Origin of the sequence: Staphylococcus sp. GDX7P312P (assembly GCF_008385775.1) — a bacterium.
GTDB classification, from domain to species: Bacteria; Bacillota; Bacilli; order Staphylococcales; family Staphylococcaceae; genus Staphylococcus; species Staphylococcus haemolyticus.
In genome coordinates this window covers 16,001-32,705 of sequence record NZ_VUKI01000047.1, presented here as the reverse complement: position 1 = coordinate 32,705, position 16,705 = coordinate 16,001, and the positions used below count along the sequence as shown (strand labels likewise).

At 33.5% G+C, this 16,705-nt stretch carries 15 protein-coding genes and 27 tRNA genes; 41 read left to right on the top strand and 1 reads right to left on the bottom strand.

Annotation, left to right across the window (positions count from 1 at the left end; all coding sequences use genetic code 11):
• Positions 1 to 30: 30 nt before the first annotated feature.
• From F1592_RS11650 to fumC, 36 genes are all read left to right on the top strand, one after another.
• Positions 31 to 106 (top strand) — tRNA-Val (locus tag F1592_RS11650).
• 20 nt (positions 107 to 126) lie between these two features.
• Positions 127 to 202 (top strand) — tRNA-Thr (locus F1592_RS11645).
• A gap of 8 nt (positions 203 to 210) precedes the next feature.
• A tRNA-Lys gene (locus tag F1592_RS11640) sits at positions 211 to 283 on the top strand.
• A gap of 9 nt (positions 284 to 292) precedes the next feature.
• Positions 293 to 374, top strand: a tRNA-Leu gene (locus F1592_RS11635).
• A 3-nt stretch (positions 375 to 377) separates the two neighbouring features.
• A tRNA-Gly gene (locus tag F1592_RS11630) sits at positions 378 to 452 on the top strand.
• Positions 453 to 468: 16 nt separating this feature from the next.
• Positions 469 to 557, top strand: a tRNA-Leu gene (locus F1592_RS11625).
• Between the two features lie 11 nt (positions 558 to 568).
• Positions 569 to 642, top strand: a tRNA-Arg gene (locus tag F1592_RS11620).
• 8 nt (positions 643 to 650) lie between these two features.
• Positions 651 to 724: transfer RNA gene (locus F1592_RS11615), tRNA-Pro, on the top strand.
• 27 nt (positions 725 to 751) lie between these two features.
• A tRNA-Ala gene (locus tag F1592_RS11610) sits at positions 752 to 827 on the top strand.
• Positions 828 to 851: 24 nt separating this feature from the next.
• Positions 852 to 925: transfer RNA gene (locus tag F1592_RS11605), tRNA-Met, on the top strand.
• A gap of 28 nt (positions 926 to 953) precedes the next feature.
• Positions 954 to 1,027: transfer RNA gene (locus F1592_RS11600), tRNA-Ile, on the top strand.
• A 9-nt stretch (positions 1,028 to 1,036) separates the two neighbouring features.
• Positions 1,037 to 1,126 (top strand) — tRNA-Ser (locus tag F1592_RS11595).
• A 9-nt stretch (positions 1,127 to 1,135) separates the two neighbouring features.
• Positions 1,136 to 1,211 (top strand) — tRNA-Asp (locus F1592_RS11590).
• A gap of 35 nt (positions 1,212 to 1,246) precedes the next feature.
• Positions 1,247 to 1,339: transfer RNA gene (locus F1592_RS11585), tRNA-Ser, on the top strand.
• Between the two features lie 11 nt (positions 1,340 to 1,350).
• Positions 1,351 to 1,424 (top strand) — tRNA-Met (locus tag F1592_RS11580).
• A gap of 11 nt (positions 1,425 to 1,435) precedes the next feature.
• Positions 1,436 to 1,511 (top strand) — tRNA-Asp (locus tag F1592_RS11575).
• 11 nt (positions 1,512 to 1,522) lie between these two features.
• Positions 1,523 to 1,595, top strand: a tRNA-Phe gene (locus tag F1592_RS11570).
• 9 nt (positions 1,596 to 1,604) lie between these two features.
• Positions 1,605 to 1,680: transfer RNA gene (locus F1592_RS11565), tRNA-Thr, on the top strand.
• A 6-nt stretch (positions 1,681 to 1,686) separates the two neighbouring features.
• Positions 1,687 to 1,770, top strand: a tRNA-Tyr gene (locus tag F1592_RS11560).
• A 9-nt stretch (positions 1,771 to 1,779) separates the two neighbouring features.
• Positions 1,780 to 1,853: transfer RNA gene (locus F1592_RS11555), tRNA-Trp, on the top strand.
• Between the two features lie 2 nt (positions 1,854 to 1,855).
• Positions 1,856 to 1,928: transfer RNA gene (locus F1592_RS11550), tRNA-His, on the top strand.
• A 14-nt stretch (positions 1,929 to 1,942) separates the two neighbouring features.
• Positions 1,943 to 2,014 (top strand) — tRNA-Gln (locus F1592_RS11545).
• 5 nt (positions 2,015 to 2,019) lie between these two features.
• A tRNA-Cys gene (locus F1592_RS11540) sits at positions 2,020 to 2,093 on the top strand.
• An 8-nt stretch (positions 2,094 to 2,101) separates the two neighbouring features.
• A tRNA-Gly gene (locus F1592_RS11535) sits at positions 2,102 to 2,175 on the top strand.
• Positions 2,176 to 2,278: 103 nt separating this feature from the next.
• A tRNA-Gly gene (locus tag F1592_RS11530) sits at positions 2,279 to 2,353 on the top strand.
• 15 nt (positions 2,354 to 2,368) lie between these two features.
• Positions 2,369 to 2,443: transfer RNA gene (locus F1592_RS11525), tRNA-Gly, on the top strand.
• A gap of 44 nt (positions 2,444 to 2,487) precedes the next feature.
• A tRNA-Leu gene (locus F1592_RS11520) sits at positions 2,488 to 2,571 on the top strand.
• 268 nt (positions 2,572 to 2,839) lie between these two features.
• On the top strand, positions 2,840 to 3,898 hold the full coding sequence (locus tag F1592_RS11515) for a PTS sugar transporter subunit IIC (protein WP_149809753.1): 1,059 nt from the start codon (positions 2,840 to 2,842) through the stop codon (positions 3,896 to 3,898).
• A gap of 232 nt (positions 3,899 to 4,130) precedes the next feature.
• Positions 4,131 to 5,585, top strand: coding sequence for an ABC transporter substrate-binding protein/permease (locus F1592_RS11510; RefSeq protein ID WP_053016829.1), 1,455 nt, complete (start codon positions 4,131 to 4,133; stop codon positions 5,583 to 5,585).
• Positions 5,578 to 6,300, top strand: coding sequence for an amino acid ABC transporter ATP-binding protein (locus F1592_RS11505; RefSeq protein ID WP_016931345.1), 723 nt, complete (start codon positions 5,578 to 5,580; stop codon positions 6,298 to 6,300). Before F1592_RS11510 ends, F1592_RS11505 begins: the two co-directional genes overlap by 8 nt.
• 177 nt (positions 6,301 to 6,477) lie before the next feature.
• The gene (gene queG / locus F1592_RS11500) at positions 6,478 to 7,605 is read left to right on the top strand and encodes a tRNA epoxyqueuosine(34) reductase QueG (protein ID WP_149809754.1); all 1,128 of its coding nucleotides are present in this window, start codon (positions 6,478 to 6,480) and stop codon (positions 7,603 to 7,605) included.
• Positions 7,606 to 8,076 carry a tRNA (uridine(34)/cytosine(34)/5-carboxymethylaminomethyluridine(34)-2'-O)-methyltransferase TrmL gene (gene trmL / locus F1592_RS11495; RefSeq protein ID WP_053016826.1) on the top strand — a complete coding sequence of 157 codons (471 nt, stop codon included), beginning with the start codon at positions 7,606 to 7,608 and terminating at the stop codon, positions 8,074 to 8,076.
• Positions 8,077 to 8,247: 171 nt separating this feature from the next.
• Complete coding sequence (locus F1592_RS11490) at positions 8,248 to 8,847, top strand: 6-phosphogluconolactonase (RefSeq protein WP_011275409.1); 600 nt, start codon at positions 8,248 to 8,250, stop codon at positions 8,845 to 8,847.
• Positions 8,848 to 8,869: 22 nt separating this feature from the next.
• Positions 8,870 to 9,019: an SAS053 family DNA gyrase inhibitor gene (locus F1592_RS11485; protein ID WP_107637350.1), complete on the top strand. Its 150-nt coding sequence runs from the start codon at positions 8,870 to 8,872 to the stop codon at positions 9,017 to 9,019.
• Between the two features lie 210 nt (positions 9,020 to 9,229).
• A complete protein-coding gene (locus F1592_RS11480; RefSeq protein ID WP_037538644.1) occupies positions 9,230 to 9,625 on the top strand; it encodes a hypothetical protein in 396 nt (131 codons plus the stop codon).
• A 205-nt stretch (positions 9,626 to 9,830) separates the two neighbouring features.
• Positions 9,831 to 11,216, top strand: a complete 1,386-nt coding sequence (gene fumC, locus F1592_RS11475; RefSeq protein WP_011275412.1) for a class II fumarate hydratase — start codon at positions 9,831 to 9,833, stop codon at positions 11,214 to 11,216.
• Positions 11,217 to 11,281: 65 nt separating this feature from the next.
• Here fumC and F1592_RS11470 read toward each other — a convergent pair whose 3' ends face one another.
• Positions 11,282 to 12,106, bottom strand: a complete 825-nt coding sequence (locus F1592_RS11470) for an RluA family pseudouridine synthase (protein ID WP_053016825.1) — start codon at positions 12,104 to 12,106, stop codon at positions 11,282 to 11,284.
• 179 nt (positions 12,107 to 12,285) lie between these two features.
• Between F1592_RS11470 and F1592_RS11465 the strand changes: the two genes are divergently transcribed.
• From F1592_RS11465 to F1592_RS11445, 5 genes are all read left to right on the top strand, one after another.
• A complete protein-coding gene (locus F1592_RS11465; RefSeq protein ID WP_149809755.1) occupies positions 12,286 to 13,395 on the top strand; it encodes a GAF domain-containing sensor histidine kinase in 1,110 nt (369 codons plus the stop codon).
• A gap of 21 nt (positions 13,396 to 13,416) precedes the next feature.
• Positions 13,417 to 14,040 (top strand): response regulator, encoded by a 624-nt coding sequence (locus F1592_RS11460; RefSeq protein ID WP_037538638.1) that lies wholly within the window; start codon positions 13,417 to 13,419, stop codon positions 14,038 to 14,040.
• A 263-nt stretch (positions 14,041 to 14,303) separates the two neighbouring features.
• Positions 14,304 to 14,768: an XRE family transcriptional regulator XdrA gene (gene xdrA, locus F1592_RS11455; protein ID WP_011275416.1), complete on the top strand. Its 465-nt coding sequence runs from the start codon at positions 14,304 to 14,306 to the stop codon at positions 14,766 to 14,768.
• A 370-nt stretch (positions 14,769 to 15,138) separates the two neighbouring features.
• Positions 15,139 to 16,269, top strand: a complete 1,131-nt coding sequence (locus tag F1592_RS11450) for a DUF445 domain-containing protein (protein WP_149809756.1) — start codon at positions 15,139 to 15,141, stop codon at positions 16,267 to 16,269.
• 68 nt (positions 16,270 to 16,337) lie between these two features.
• Complete coding sequence (locus tag F1592_RS11445; RefSeq protein ID WP_011275418.1) at positions 16,338 to 16,682, top strand: YlbF/YmcA family competence regulator; 345 nt, start codon at positions 16,338 to 16,340, stop codon at positions 16,680 to 16,682.
• Positions 16,683 to 16,705: the final 23 nt, after the last annotated feature.

The window sequence follows — 16,705 nt, the reverse complement described above, 5'->3', positions numbered from 1 at the left end:
AGAGTAGGACGTTGCCAGGCATAATATAATGGAGAATTAGCTCAGCTGGGAGAGCATCTGCCTTACAAGCAGAGGGTCGGCGGTTCGAACCCGTCATTCTCCACCATTTTATCAAAATAATATATTGCCGGCCTAGCTCAATTGGTAGAGCAACTGACTTGTAATCAGTAGGTTGGGGGTTCAAGTCCTCTGGCCGGCACCATCTATTTTGAGCCATTAGCTCAGTTGGTAGAGCATCTGACTTTTAATCAGAGGGTCAGAGGTTCGAATCCTCTATGGCTCACATGTATACGCGGGTGTGGCGGAATTGGCAGACGCACTAGACTTAGGATCTAGCGCCTTACGGCGTGGGGGTTCGACTCCCTTCACCCGCATACGCGGAAGTAGTTCAGTGGTAGAACACCACCTTGCCAAGGTGGGGGTCGCGGGTTCGAATCCCGTCTTCCGCTCCATTATTTCTAATATAGTGCCGGGGTGGCGGAACTGGCAGACGCACAGGACTTAAAATCCTGCGGTGAGAGATCACCGTACCGGTTCGATTCCGGTCCTCGGCACCATATATAATTTTGCGCCCGTAGCTCAATTGGATAGAGCGTTTGACTACGGATCAAGAGGTTATGGGTTCGACTCCTATCGGGCGCGTTCTCTTACGGGAAGTAGCTCAGCTTGGTAGAGCACTTGGTTTGGGACCAAGGGGTCGCAGGTTCGAATCCTGTCTTCCCGATAGGAACTTTAATTATATAAATAATATGGGGGCTTAGCTCAGCTGGGAGAGCGCCTGCTTTGCACGCAGGAGGTCAGCGGTTCGATCCCGCTAGTCTCCACCATATTAAATTTACAAACTAGATAACGGCGGTGTAGCTCAGCTGGCTAGAGCGTACGGTTCATACCCGTGAGGTCGGGGGTTCGATCCCCTCCACCGCCACTACTTATTAGTTGTAGAATTATAATTTGGACCTTTAGCTCAGTTGGTTAGAGCTAACGGCTCATAACCGTTCGGTCGCAGGTTCGAGTCCTGCAAGGTCCATATAATTTTGGAGGAATACCCAAGTCCGGCTGAAGGGATCGGTCTTGAAAACCGACAGGGGCTTAACGGCTCGCGGGGGTTCGAATCCCTCTTCCTCCGTATTTTATTGGTCTCGTAGTGTAGCGGTTAACACGCCTGCCTGTCACGCAGGAGATCGCGGGTTCGATTCCCGTCGAGACCGCCATTTAATAATTTTATAGTAATTTACATTTAATTAGTGGAGGAATACCCAAGTCCGGCTGAAGGGATCGGTCTTGAAAACCGACAGGGCCTTAACGGGCCGCGGGGGTTCGAATCCCTCTTCCTCCGCCATTAATTATTATCGCGGGATGGAGCAGTTCGGTAGCTCGTCGGGCTCATAACCCGAAGGTCGGTGGTTCAAATCCGCCTCCCGCAATTTATCTTTTAGGTCTCGTAGTGTAGCGGTTAACACGCCTGCCTGTCACGCAGGAGATCGCGGGTTCGATTCCCGTCGAGACCGCCATTACAAATTATGGTTCAGTAGCTCAGTTGGTAGAGCAATGGATTGAAGCTCCATGTGTCGGCAGTTCGACTCTGTCCTGAACCATTTTGTTATGCCGGCCTAGCTCAATTGGTAGAGCAACTGACTTGTAATCAGTAGGTTGGGGGTTCAAGTCCTCTGGCCGGCACCATCTCATGGAGGGGTAGCGAAGTGGCTAAACGCGGCGGACTGTAAATCCGCTCCTTCGGGTTCGGCAGTTCGAATCTGCCCCCCTCCACCATCTTAAATTAGGGACATAGTTCAACGGTAGAATAGAGGTCTCCAAAACCTTTGATGTGGGTTCGATTCCTACTGTCCCTGCCATGGCGGTTGTGGCGAAGTGGTTAACGCATCGGATTGTGGTTCCGACACTCGAGGGTTCGATTCCCTTCAACCGCCCTTAATTTTATTAATGGGCTATAGCCAAGCGGTAAGGCAACGGACTTTGACTCCGTCACGCGCTGGTTCGAATCCAGCTAGCCCAGTTATTGGCGGCATAGCCAAGTGGTAAGGCAGAGGTCTGCAAAACCTTTATCACCGGTTCAAATCCGGTTGCCGCCTCCATGCACGATGCGGGAGTAGTTCAATTTTAGAACACATTCCTTCCCGGAATGAGGTATAGGTGCAAGTCCTATCTTCCGCTCCATAATTTTTAATAATGCGGGAGTATTTCAACTCTTAGAATATGTTCCTTCCCGGAACAAGGTATAGGTGCAAGTCCTATCTTCCGCTCCATAATTTTTAATAATGCGGGAGTATTTCAACTCTTAGAATATGTTCCTTCCCGGAACAAGGTATAGGTGCAAATCCTATCTTCCGCTCCAATAATTTTTAATAATGCGGGAGTATTTCAACTTTTAGAATACGTTCCTTCCCGGAACGAGATATAGGTGCAAATCCTATCTTCCGCTCCATGTTTTTGCTTCCAAACGGAAGTTTTTTATTTATCAAAAATTGAGCCGGCGTGGCGGAATTGGCAGACGCGCGGGACTCAAAATCCCGTTCCTGTATTGGAGTGTCGGTTCGACCCCGACCGCCGGTATAATTCTTAATGTGGAAATGTTGTTTTAACAACGTTTCCACTTTTTTTGTTTTGTAATTGATTTGAATTTTTCAATTTTCTAGTCAGTGATTAAGTATCAGTTATTAAACTATTATATTTATAATTTTTTTAACTTCTTATGTTAAGTTTTATCAATGGCATTTTTTTAAATATTAGCATTAATTTTTGATTAAAAAAGAAATGTTCATATTGTTAAACACATTAGTTTGTACTAAGATAAAGCTAATGTTTAAAAACGGAGGCTACTATGAGTAAACAACGTGTAAGTTTAAAGTATTTTTTTAGTAATATTCTAAATGCGGTAGGTGCTGGAGTAGTATTAGCTTTATTGCCAAATGCGTTATTAGGAGAATTTTTGAAGTTATTTATGGATGCACATCCAATGCTCGAAACTGTGTTTCAATTAGTAATGATAATTCAATCATTCATGGCATTTATTATCGGTGTTTTAGCTGCACATCAATTTAAGTTTAATGGGGCAGGTTCATGTATGGTAGGCGTAGCCGCTATGCTTGGATCTGGAGCGGTTCAATTTACAGCTAAGGGCATTGTTTTAAAAGGTATTGGAGATATAATCAATATTATATTAGTTGTAATTATAGCTTGTGCAATGTATATGTTTTTACAAGGGAAATTAGGCTCACTTGAAATGATTATATTACCAGTTTTAATACCTGTATTAAGTGGATTAATTGGTTTATTAACTTTACCTTATGTACAAACAATTACTAAAGGACTTGGCCATATGGTGAATTCATTCACTGATCTTAATCCTTTAATTATGTCTATACTAATTAGTGTGACTTTCTCATTGTTAATGGTTACACCTATTTCATTAGTCGCCATAGTAACAGCTATAAGTCTAACTGGTTTGGGAAGTGGTGCTGCTAACATGGGCATTGTCGCAGCTTGTGTGACTTTTATATTCGGTTCAATAAGAGTTAACTCTATGGGGGTTAATATTGTTTTACTTATAGGTGCAGCGAAGATGATGATTCCAGTCTATTTAAAACATTTAATTATTGCAGTTCCTTTAACTTTAAATGGTATCGTCTCTGGTGTATTGGCATATGCTATAGGTATTAAAGGTACACCTTTATCTGCCGGATTTGGTTATACAGGCTTGGTAGGACCGATTAATGCATTTAATAGAATGTCTGGAGACGCTACTATAAATATTATTTTGCTCGTTTTCGGCTATTTTGTTATTCCATTTGTGAGTGCATTCATTATACATGAAATATGCAAAAAATTAATACCAAGCTATCATGATGGTATATACAAATTCGAAATTCCTAAACAATAATAGCAATTAAGATGTATGTACAAAAGTTTAATTTATATAATGAAATAAATTTAATTCAAACCTTTTAACTGAATTGAGAAAGTGTTTATATTGACCTTTTCTCAACTCTAGTTAACCTGTCGGGGTGAGACAAAGATTCAAATCGAATTTTGTTTCACTCTTTTTTTAAAATTTATATTGTATATTAATGCGTTTATATGTATAATAATGAATTAATTAAAGGAGGTTGCTTATGAAAAAATCAACAAAAGTACTTGCGATAGCAATCTTAATTAGTTTGACATTGATATACATACAACCAATGGCATTAGCTGATGAAGATGCAACTTGGAATAAAATTAAAGATAGGGGTGAATTAAGAGTAGGATTATCAGCTGATTACGCACCATTAGAATTTGAAAAAACTAAAAATGGTAAAACAGAGTATGCTGGTGTAGATATTGAATTAGCAAAAAAAATTGCCAAAGATAATCATTTAAAGTTAAAAATAGTGAATATGCAATTTGATAGCCTACTAGGAGCTTTGAAAACTGGAAAAATTGACATAATTATATCAGGAATGACAACAACACCTGAAAGAAAAAAAGAAGTTGATTTTTCCGATCCATATATGGAAACAGGAAATGTTATGTTAATTAGAAAAAATAATAATGATACCTTCCATAAGTTGAGTGATTTTAATAATAAAAAAATAGGAGCTCAAAAGGGCAGTGAACAGGAAAAAATTGCACAGCAAGAAATAGAAAATGCACAAATAAGTTCATTAAATCGTTTACCAGATGCAATTTTGGCACTTAAAAGTAAAAAAATTGATGGCTTAGTAATCGAAAAACCAGTAGCAGATGCTTATGCTAAGCAAAATAAGGATTTAAATATTGCCCATGTTTCTTTCAACGAAGAAAAGAAACCCACAGTTATAGCACTACCGAAAGACTCACCAATTTTATTAGAACACTTAAATCACTCTATTAAAGATGTTAAAGATAAACATTTAATTAATAAATATATGGATATTGCTTCAGAACAAATGGTTGATGATGGAAGCTTTATTCAAAAGTATGGAACTTTTTTCTTAAAAGGATTACAAAACACTATAATAATCTCTTTAATTGGTGTTGTATGTGGAGCAATAATCGGGTCATTTATTGCACTTGCAAAATTAAGTAAGTTTAAAATTATTTCTTTACCCGCAACAATATATATAGAATTTTTAAGAGGAACACCGATGTTAGTGCAAGTGTTTATCGTATTTTTTGGCACTACCGCGCTTTTAGGATTAGACATTTCAGCTTTAATTTGTGGGACGATTGCCTTAGTTATTAATTCTTCAGCCTATATTGCTGAGATAATTAGAGCTGGAATTAATGCAGTTGATAAAGGTCAAACTGAAGCTGCACAATGCTTGGGGTTAAACTACTCAAAAACAATGATTCATATCATATTGCCTCAAGCTTTTAAAAATATATTGCCAGCGCTAGGAAACGAATTTGTAACTTTAATAAAAGAATCATCAATCATATCTACAATTGGGGTTGGTGAAATTATGTTTAATGCACAGGTTGTTCAAGGTATTTCATTTGATCCATTTACGCCATTAATCATAGCAGCATGTATGTACTTTGTATTAACTTTTTCATTATCAAGATTAATGAGTTTAATCGAAGGGAGACTGAAAGCAAATGATTAAAATTGAAAATTTAAATAAAAAATTTGGAAAAAATGAAGTGCTTAAGGATATTAATTTAGAGATTAAAAAAGGTGAAGTATTAGCGATTATAGGACCATCAGGAAGTGGAAAAAGCACTTTATTAAGATGTATGAATTTGTTAGAAACACCGACAAATGGAAGGGTTATATTCGAAGGTAATGAACTCTCTAATCACAAAAATAACTTAAATAAATTACGTCAAAAAATGGGCATGGTCTTTCAAAATTTTAATCTATTTCCACATAAAACTGTATTAAATAACATCATATTGGCACCTAAGTTATTAAATAAAAGCGATTTAAATCAATTGAAACAAGAGGCATTAACTTTATTAGAAAAAGTTGGACTTGAAGATAAGGCAAATGTATATCCTTCTCAATTATCTGGAGGACAAAAACAAAGAGTTGCGATTGCAAGGGCACTGGCTATGCATCCAGATATTATATTGTTTGATGAACCTACGTCTGCATTGGATCCAGAGGTAGTGTATGATGTGCTAAAGGTAATGAAAGATTTAGCTAAAGAAGGAATGACAATGGTTGTTGTTACACACGAAATGGGATTTGCAAAAGATGTGAGTGATAAAGTTATATTTATGGCAGATGGGTATGTTATTGAAGAAGGTTCACCTCAGCAAATATTTCAATCACCAACACATCAAAGAACGCAAAACTTTTTATCAAGAGTTTTATAATAAGTAAACAAATAACAGCGAGTCAGAGACATTATTTCATGTTTCAAACTCGCTATTTTTAAATTGAACTGGAATATTTACTAGGAAAGTGTTCAATTATTATATAAATAAATAACGATTTCATAATGTGGATTATGTTAAAATGTCATATGTATCATTTTTAAGGAGGCAAATGAATTGGATTATAATTGGCTTAAACAAGAAATCATCGATTATGCATATTCAATAGGTATTGATAGTATAGGTTTTACTACTGCCGATCCATTTGATGAACTTAAAAAGAAATTAGAAGATTATCATGCAAATGGCTATGCTTCGGGTTTTGAAGAGTCAGATATTTCATTAAGAACTGAGCCAAAATTAAGTTTGCCTACCGCACGCTCAATTATAGCAATTGCTGTTGGATATCCGAATAAGCTTAAAGGTGCGCCTAAAAGTGTCAGAGGTTATCGCCGAGGTATGTTTGCTCGTGCCTCTTGGGGGCAAGACTATCACTCTATTATGCGTAAACGTTTAGATAAACTTGCTGATTTTATTCAATCTAAAATTCCTGATGTAGAATTAAAAAGTATGGTTGATACTGGTGTATTATCAGATAGGGCCGTTGCTGAACGAGCAGGTTTAGGATTTGCTGGACGTAATGGTTTTATTATTAATCCAGATTTAGGAACATGGAGTTATTTAGGTGAATTGTTAGTGAGTATCCCATTTGAACCTGATGATCCATTACTTGATAGCTGTGGAGATTGTACAATTTGTGTAGATAGATGTCCTACAGGGGCGCTTGTTGGAAATGGTCAATTGAATTCTCAAAAATGTATTAGTTTTTTAACTCAAACTAAAGGATATTTGCAAGATGAATATAGATATAAGATAGGCAATCGTTTATATGGATGTGACACGTGCCAACAAGTTTGTCCTAGAAATAGGGGAATCAATACAACACATGATGACATTATACTAGAACCTGAGATTCTAAAACCAAGATTGGTACCGTTATTACAAATGAGCAATAAAGAATTCAAACAAACATATGGGCATTTAGCTGGTGCTTGGCGAGGTAAAAAACCAATTCAACGTAATGCAATCATAGCTTTAGCACATTTTAATGAAGAGACAGCAATACCAGAACTTAAGGAAGTTGCATTAAATGATCCAAGACCTATGATAAGAGGGACGGCATACTGGGCAATTGGCCAAATTCAAGGTGAAGATGCACGTGAATTTATAGTTGCAAACTATGAAAATGAAATTGAAGAAGTTCAAAATGAAATGATAAAAGGACTAGAAATGAGGAAACTTTAAATGACAAACCATATTGTTTTATTTCAACCAGAGATTCCTGCAAATACTGGTAATATTGCACGTACCTGTGCAGGAACGAACACACATTTACATTTAATTAAGCCTTTGGGCTTCAGTACTGATGATAAGATGTTAAAACGTGCTGGCCTTGATTATTGGGAGCATGTAAATATTACTTATCATGAAAGTATTGAAGACTTTTTCGATGCTACTCAAGGTGAGTACTACTTACTAACTAAATTTGGAAAACAAACGTATAGTGATTTTGATTTTTCTAAAGAAGATACAGATTATTATTTTATATTTGGAAGAGAAACGACTGGATTACCGGATTGGGTAAAAGAGAAATACGCTGACACGGCATTAAGAATTCCTATGAGTAAAAATATCAGATCGTTAAATTTATCTAACACAGCCGCTTTATTAATTTATGAAGCATTGCGACAACAAAATTTCCCAGGCTTATCCTAATAAGTAGTTTGTTAGTTAAAATTCAATGCATCTATTTATTAAAAAATGTTATATTTAATAGTGATTTATAATAACATTTTTAAAATAGTTTGATTTAGTGTCTAATAGGGTAATTTAACGAATAATACGTTATTTATATGACATTGATGAACTAAGAGGAGTGTAATGACAATGGCAATGAACTTTAAAGTATTTAATGATGTAGAACATGTAGCTGAGTACACAGCAGATATCATTAGAAAGCAATTTAATAATAACCCTACAACTATTGCGGGAATTCATTTAACAAAGGATGCTGCACCTGTTTTAGATGAGTTAAAGAAAGATGTAGATCATAATGCGGTTGATTTTAGTCAAGTAAATATCTTAGATTATGACGATAATCGCTCTTACTATGAAGCATTAGGTGTACCTGCTAGTCAAATTTATCCAATTAATCTTGATGATGATGCAGAATCTTTAATTGATGACAAAATTAAAACTAAAGAAAATAAAGGTAAATTAATTTTACAAGTTACTTCTATTGATGAATCAGGTAGTTTAAATGTAAATGTAAGACAAGGATTACTAAAAGCGCGAGAAGTAGTATTAGTTGTGACTGGTGCTAATAAACGTGAAGTTGTTAAAAAACTTTATGAAGAAAATGGTAAATCTAGCTTTGAACCATCTGATTTAAAAGCTCATAGAATGGTAACAGTTGTTTTAGATAGAGCAGCTGCAGAAGGTTTACCTGAGGATGTTAAAGAATATTTCACTGCTAGATTTGCTTAAATTTAAAAGTGAGGTCTGAGTTATGACTAAAAATAAAGATTCAGAATTGAATTATCATGAGGAAGAAAATGCGATGGTTCAAGATTTAGATGACTTGAAAACATTGGGCAAAGAAATGGAGCAAATTTCTGAAGAAAATGACGAGGACAAGTTGAATCAATCGCATGATTAAATTTTAACTTGATGATAATTAACAAAATAAATATTAGTTATGAACTAAGTAACCTAAGATGTTAAAGATGTCTTAGGTTATTTTTTTAATGAAGCAATATACATTGTCATTTGAGTGCGTAATTTCATCAATCCATCATTTAATTCAATTTAATGCTATAAAAATTATGGTAAAATAAAATTCAATGAAAATGTATAAGGAGAGCTTAAAATGTTACATAGATATTGGCTTCCACTTACGATTGCCACAATTATTATTAGTTTACTTTCTATAAAAGGATTTCCAATAGCATTCGGTGCACTTTACTTACCTATTTTGTTTAAAATCATAAAATTACAATTAAATTTATCTAAAGGCTTAATTGATAATATTAGTGCTCAGCCTTTTATTAAGAGTAATCAAACAGGTGTGTTCATAAGTGTGTTGTGTTGTATTTTAATAACTGGTATTTTAATTTATTCTTTAAATGATATTTATGCGCAATTCACTGGTTTTATAGGATTTCTAGTTCAAATTAGTCCTATTACAATAACTTTAAGTATAATATTTTATATTTTGAGTGCTTTAGCTGTTATTAAAGCAGTAAAAGTTAAATATCAAGTCTAACTTAAGCAAGTAACGGTCAATTACAATAAGACAAAATTTTTCAAAAATAATAGCGATTGGGACATTAAATCATTGTTTCAATCGTTATTTTTTTATATCTATGATATGAATTTGTATTATTGAAACCGCTTTAGTAATGCATTGCCCCTTTAATTTAAATAATGCTATACTATGAATAAATAATTGTATAAGGGGAGATTATCGCATGTCAGTAAGAATTGAACACGATACATTCGGAGAGATTGAAGTACCTGGTGATAAATATTGGGGTGCACAAACGGAGAGAAGTAAACGAAACTTTCCTGTAGGTAAAGAACGTATGCCAATTGAAGTAGTATATGGATTTGCTCAATTAAAACGAGGTGCAGCATTAGCAAATCATGAACTAGGAAAACTAAGTGATGCTAAAAAAGATGCAATCGTTTACGCTTGTGATTTAATTTTAAAAGGGGAACTAGATGAACATTTCCCACTAGTTGTTTGGCAAACAGGAAGCGGTACGCAAAGTAACATGAACGTTAACGAAGTAGTCAGCTTTGTAGCAAATAAATATTTAAAAGAACAAGGTATCGATGAATCGATTCATCCTAATGATGATGTGAATAAATCTCAAAGTTCAAATGATACATTTCCAACAGCAATGCATGTTGCATTATATCATGAAGTTGAAACGAAACTTGAACCTGCTTTAAAACATTTACGTGATACTTTTAAAGAAAAAGAAGATAAATACCAATCAATTATTAAAATTGGACGTACTCACTTACAAGATGCGACACCAATTAAATTAGGTCAAGAAATTAGTGGCTGGCGTTATATGTTAGATAAATGTGAAGAATTATTAGCTGAATCAAAAAAACATATCTTAAGTTTGGCTATCGGTGGAACTGCCGTAGGTACAGGTATTAATGCACATCCAGAATTTGGTAATAAAGTTGCTAAATTTATCTCAGAGAATACCGGATATAACTTTGTATCATCTGAAAATAAATTCCATGCGTTGACTTCACATGATGAAGTCGTGCAATTACATGGTACGTTAAAAGCCTTAGCAGCAGACTTAATGAAAATCGCCAATGATATTAGATGGTTAGCTTCTGGTCCTAGAGCAGGACTTGCAGAGATTTCAATTCCTGAAAATGAACCAGGATCATCAATCATGCCTGGTAAAGTAAATCCAACACAATGTGAAATGTTAACTATGGTTGCAGTACAAGTTATGGGTAATGACACTACAGTTGGAATTGCAAGTTCTCAAGGTAATTTTGAATTAAATGTATTTAAACCAGTAATTCTTCATAATACATTACAATCAATTTACTTACTTGCAGATGGTATGCAAACGTTTAATGATAATTGTGCAGTCGGCATTGAACCAATTGAAGAAAACATTAATAATTATTTAAATCAATCATTAATGTTAGTTACTGCGCTAAATCCACACATTGGTTATGAAAAAGCTGCTCAAATTGCTAAGAAAGCACATAAAGAAGGGTTAACATTAAAAGAATCTGCTATTCAATCTGGTCATGTTACAGAAGAGCAATTTGAAGAATGGATTAAGCCTGAGGATATGGTGGACCCCCACTAAAAAACAACCACATATAACCAATAAAAGGAGTAACTGTCTATGAATCGATAGTTACTCCTTATTATTTATTCATCATCCAAACTAACTGATATTAATTCTTGAGTGAGTGGATGTTTAAATTCAATTTTATGACTATTAAGTTCTAGTTGGCGTAATGTAGAATCACCATACAAAGGATCGCCTATAACAGGGTGACCAATTTCAGCTAAATGAACTCTAATTTGATGGGTACGACCCGTATCTAATTTAATATCTAATTGGCATACGCCTTCTTTAATCATTTTAGAGGAAAGAATATGCGTAATCGCTCGTTGACCTGTATTAGAAATTCGTCGTTTATTAGGATGGAATTTATCCTTACCTATAGGACTATCAATAGTTTGAGGTTTAATTGGTAATAATGACTTAACATTAGCCTTATATATTCTAGTAATTTCATTTTCTTCCAACATACGATCTAGAATTTTTTTCATTAGAGGATTCTTAGCTACAATGAGTAAACCAACCGTTTCTTGGTCTAAGCGATGAATAGGTTCGACATAATCACTATCTAACGTATAAATAACATGATTCATTAGAGTGTTACTTTCTTTTAAATCATTTGGATGAGTCTTAACGCCTTTAGGTTTCATAACTATAGCTAAATCATCATCTTCATAACTAATTTGTGCGTAACGATAACTAGGTAAGTAATTACTTTTTTCAACTGGTGTTGGAATGTAAATATCATCCCCTGTAACCACTTTATCTGTTAATTTCGCAGGGTGATTGTTTATAGTTATATCTTTTGACATATTTAACTGATGTAAGTCTTTCTTAGGCAATTTCAATGATTGAAAAATTTCTCTCAAAGTATTTTGATTATAATTCTCATGTATTTTAAACTTCATAATTTCCTCCTAATAGCATTCGCATTAATCATACCATATCTTAGATTGCTAATAACGTATATTAATCACAATCTTACGAATTTCATAATAAATAATAGTATGTAACTTATACATTTTTAAAAATGTAAATCTCACTGTATAATAAGACTAATGCAAATATGAGTAACTGAGGCGATTTCATGGAAAAACCAACACGCTTAGCATTATTAAAAGAAATAGCAGAATATCTCAATGAGGAAACAGAATTATATAACATGATGCACGGCGCTTTGAATTATTTAATAAATGGTAGTAACTTTACAACTGGTTGGATCTTCTTTATAGATAATAACGGCCATCATGAGATGGTAGCTGATGTTGACCTCCCAGGTGCATTAAAGAAGGATAATTGCTGTTATATGAAAGAGGGATCTTGTTGGTGTGTCACTGCGTATCATAATGAGCGTTTAACGAAGGCTTCTAACATAATCAATTGTTCTAGAATAAATTTAGCAAATCAAGCATATAAAGCAGAAACAGAAGGTGTAACACACCATGCTACAGTGCCACTACGCTCTGGCACAGAACAATATGGTTTACTCAATGTTGCATCACCGTATACTACGCGTTATAGCGAACAGGATTTAGCCCTATTAGAATCTGTCGCTTTACAGATTGGCTCTGCAATTAAACGCATTTATTTAACTGATCAAGAAAAAGAGGCAGCTAGATTAAATGAACGTAATCGGTTAGCAAGAGACTTACATGATTCAGTAAACCAATTATTATTTTCATTAAAATTGACCGCTCATGCAGCACATGACATAACGACAGATGAAATTGCGAAAAAAGCTTTTAAGACAATTGAAGAAACAAGTCAAAATGCGGTTAATGAAATGCGTACACTAATTTGGCAACTTAAACCAGTAGGTCTTGAGCATGGTTTGGTGCAGGCATTAAATCAATATGCGCAAATTCTAAATATAAAACTAACAATAAATATTGATGGAATTATTAGTTTATCGAATATCGTAGAAGAGAACGTTTATAGGATATTACAGGAATGTATGAATAATACTAAAAAACATGCTCAAACTGATTCAGTACATATTATTCTAAAACAAGATAAAGAAAAGTTGATCATTATTGCAAAAGATGAAGGAATTGGTTTCGATATGAACAAAGAAACTAATACTTCATCACAAGGGTTAAAAAACATAAGTCAACGAATTTATGTATTAAATGGACAAGTTAAAATAGATACAATGCCAAACAAAGGAACAACGCTATCTTTAAAGATTCCTTTGTAAATTGGTGAAAGGAGAAAAATTGTGGCTAAAGTCATATTGATTGATGACCATCATATTGTAAGACAAGGATTGGAATTCCTTTTATCGACGGTGGCTGATTTGGAAGTTTTGGCAAGCTTATCGGATGGTCAATCTTTAATTAATTATTTAAATGAACATGCTATACCAGATATCATCCTTCTTGATTTGGTAATGCCTGAAATGAATGGTATTGAAGTGACAGAATACGTGAAACGTCATTTCCCTGATATTAAAGTATTGGTATTAACAAGTTATGTAGATGATGAACACGTTATTTCAGCTATTAATAAAGGGGCAGATGGATATGAAATGAAGGATGTTGAGCCTCAAAAATTAATTCAAACGATACATGACGTTTTAAATAATAAACGGATTATTCATCCAGAGGCACAAAGTGTAATAGACACCGTGTCTTCAAAACCACATAATACTAATAAGCTATCTAAACGAGAAATAGAAGTATTAGCTGAAATGGTAAAAGGTAAAACGAACAAAGAAATTGCAAATACGTTATTTGTTTCTGAAAAAACAATAAAAACACATGTTAGTCATATATTTAATAAGTTAAGTGTAACAGACCGTACACAAGCAGCAATTTATGCTATTGAAAATAAACTTGTATAGAGTGTAATATAATAAATCGTTAAAGAGGTAGGAATGAAAATACAATTAAAATGTCAAGGATTATTAGAAGTGAGTTAGCAAATAAATTAATTTAATTATTTTGATAATTTCGCCATTAATAAAATTGTATATAAAACAAAAATTCCTCTTTTCATTTTATTGAAAATATATTAAGATGTAATTTGTGTTTCAAGAAATGTGTATTATTGCAATTTCTTGTGTCCGGATAAATTAACCCCTATTAGAAAGGTAGAGAATAAAATATGGATAGACAGAGTTTCACAGATTTAATTCAAACAAAATTTAAAATGGTAAGAATTGAAGCGGGCTATACGCAAGATACTATGGCTCAAACAATTGGCCTTTCAAAAAAAACATTAGTTCAAATTGAGAAAGAACGTGTGTTACCAAACTGGACAACATGTGTTTCAATTTGTGCATTATTCAGAGATTCAGATGTTTTAAATAATACGTTCGGTTGCGATCCTTTAGAAATTGTTCAAACTATTTCACGTAATCATTGTGCATATCCAAATCATTCAACAACTAGTGATATTTATTGGAATACTATCGAAACACGTAATGGTTTTATGTTACAAAGTAATAAAGTAAGCAACATATATAGAGTTTTAAATTCTGAAAAGCAACCTATCTTTGGCACTTCAAAATTAAGAGAAGCTGAAACATACTTTAACAGAAATGCTAAAGAAGAATTAATGCACGTTTAATAATAGTTAAAATATTATGATTTAATATGAAAGTGATAGAAGAATCACACCAGATTTAATCACTTTTAATTTATATACATTCAAGGTGTGTGGTTATTACTTATGGCGAACATAATGTTTTGAGACTACATAGCATAATTGTAAAACTGACTGAACTGAGATTATTCTTATATCAAGAAATTCTTAGCTTAAGTTTAACTTGATATTAATTAAAAGACGAGCCTAAGATATTTGATATCGCGGCTCGATTTTTTTATTTTCAAAACAATTCAGCATTTTCAATTTTAATGCAAAGTAAAATTAAGGAACCATAAATTCCAAAGTGATATAATCATCATATTGTGAAAATAATTTTTAAGGAGAAATCGAGATGCAAGCTTTTTTAGTTATCCTATTTATGGTAGTAGTAGGGGCTGTAATTGGAGGCGTAACAAATGTAATTGCAATAAGAATGTTATTCCATCCATTTAAACCATATTATATATTCAAGATGCGTATACCATTTACACCTGGTCTAATTCCTAAAAGAAGGGAAGAAATTGATACTAAGATAGGTCAAGTGATTGAAGAACATTTGATAACAGAGTCAGTTATACATCAAAAGTTAAATGAACCAAATACGCGTGAAGCAATCAATGATTTAGTAATAAAGCAATTGTCTAAATTAAAAAGTGACGATGCTACAATACGAAAGTTTGCAAATCAATTTGATTTTGATCTTGATGACCTCATTAACAATAAGCTAGATAAAATCATAATAAATAAATTGAATAATTATTACTATGATAAACAGGCAACATCAATTAATGAAATTCTTCCTGCAGAAGTAGTAACAATGGTCGATGAAAAATTAGACCAAGCAGGTGATTTAATTCGAGAACGTGCACGTAATTATCTTTCTTCAGATAAAGGTGCTAGAGATATTTACGATATGCTAGATACATTTTTTGCTGAAAAGGGTAAAATCGTTGGATTATTACAAATGTTTATGACTAAAGAAAGTATTGCTGAACGTGTTCAACATGAATTAATACGTTTAACAAGACATCCTAAAGCAAAAGTTATTATTGACAAAGTGATTCGAGATGAATATGAAACTTTAAAATCTCAACCTTTAAGTCATGTTGTAAAAGAAGAACAATTTACAAATATAAGTGAATCCCTGGTGCATTTGATTATGACAAACTTACAATTAAATGAAAAAATGGATACTCCAATCAGTAAGTTAACACCAAAATTAGTTGATCAAATTCAAGTAGGAGTTGCTAATACAATTACTGATTTAATAATTAAACAAGCATCTAATCATTTATCAACGATAATGACAAAAATAAATTTACGTCAGATGGTTGAAAATCAAATTAATACCTTTGACTTAGATTATATTGAAAGATTAATTATTGAAATCGCTAATAAAGAGTTAAAACTTATCATGTCATTAGGTTTCATTTTGGGTGGTATTATAGGATTCTTCCAAGGTATAGTCGCAATCTTTGTCTAACTATAAATAATATGTTATGGTAATAAAGAGTTGTCAAAATTACTTTTCACTAAGGAGTGCAAACAAACATGGCAGTAAATTTATATGATTATGCAAATCAACTAGAACAAGCATTAAGAGATAGTGATGAATATAAAGCTATTAAAGATGCTTTCTCTAAAGTTAAAGATAATGAAGAATCAAAAAAATTATTCGATGAGTTCCGTGAAACTCAATTAAGTTTCCAACAAAAACAAATGCAAGGTGAAGAAATTCCTGAAGAAGATTTAGCAAAAGCTCAAGAACAAGCTCAAGCAATTGAAAAAGATGAAAATATTTCTGAATTAATGCAAGCTGAGCAAAAAATGAGCCAAGTATTCCAAGAAATTAATCAAATCATTGTTAAACCATTAGATGAAATTTACGCTGACTAATTGTTAGCACAATAAGCTACAAA

What these genes read in the sequence shown, in the direction of transcription:
- F1592_RS11515 (WP_149809753.1), top strand. Translation starts at nt 2,840, where the DNA reads ATGAGTAAACAACGTGTAAGTTTAAAGTATTTTTTTAGTAATATTCTA.
- F1592_RS11510 (WP_053016829.1), top strand. Translation starts at nt 4,131, where the DNA reads ATGAAAAAATCAACAAAAGTACTTGCGATAGCAATCTTAATTAGTTTG.
- F1592_RS11505 (WP_016931345.1), top strand. Translation starts at nt 5,578, where the DNA reads ATGATTAAAATTGAAAATTTAAATAAAAAATTTGGAAAAAATGAAGTG.
- trmL (WP_053016826.1), top strand. Translation starts at nt 7,606, where the DNA reads ATGACAAACCATATTGTTTTATTTCAACCAGAGATTCCTGCAAATACT.
- F1592_RS11490 (WP_011275409.1), top strand. Translation starts at nt 8,248, where the DNA reads ATGGCAATGAACTTTAAAGTATTTAATGATGTAGAACATGTAGCTGAG.
- F1592_RS11485 (WP_107637350.1), top strand. Translation starts at nt 8,870, where the DNA reads ATGACTAAAAATAAAGATTCAGAATTGAATTATCATGAGGAAGAAAAT.
- F1592_RS11480 (WP_037538644.1), top strand. Translation starts at nt 9,230, where the DNA reads ATGTTACATAGATATTGGCTTCCACTTACGATTGCCACAATTATTATT.
- fumC (WP_011275412.1), top strand. Translation starts at nt 9,831, where the DNA reads ATGTCAGTAAGAATTGAACACGATACATTCGGAGAGATTGAAGTACCT.
- F1592_RS11470 (WP_053016825.1), bottom strand. Translation starts at nt 12,106, where the DNA reads ATGAAGTTTAAAATACATGAGAATTATAATCAAAATACTTTGAGAGAA.
- F1592_RS11465 (WP_149809755.1), top strand. Translation starts at nt 12,286, where the DNA reads ATGGAAAAACCAACACGCTTAGCATTATTAAAAGAAATAGCAGAATAT.
- xdrA (WP_011275416.1), top strand. Translation starts at nt 14,304, where the DNA reads ATGGATAGACAGAGTTTCACAGATTTAATTCAAACAAAATTTAAAATG.
- F1592_RS11450 (WP_149809756.1), top strand. Translation starts at nt 15,139, where the DNA reads ATGCAAGCTTTTTTAGTTATCCTATTTATGGTAGTAGTAGGGGCTGTA.
- F1592_RS11445 (WP_011275418.1), top strand. Translation starts at nt 16,338, where the DNA reads ATGGCAGTAAATTTATATGATTATGCAAATCAACTAGAACAAGCATTA.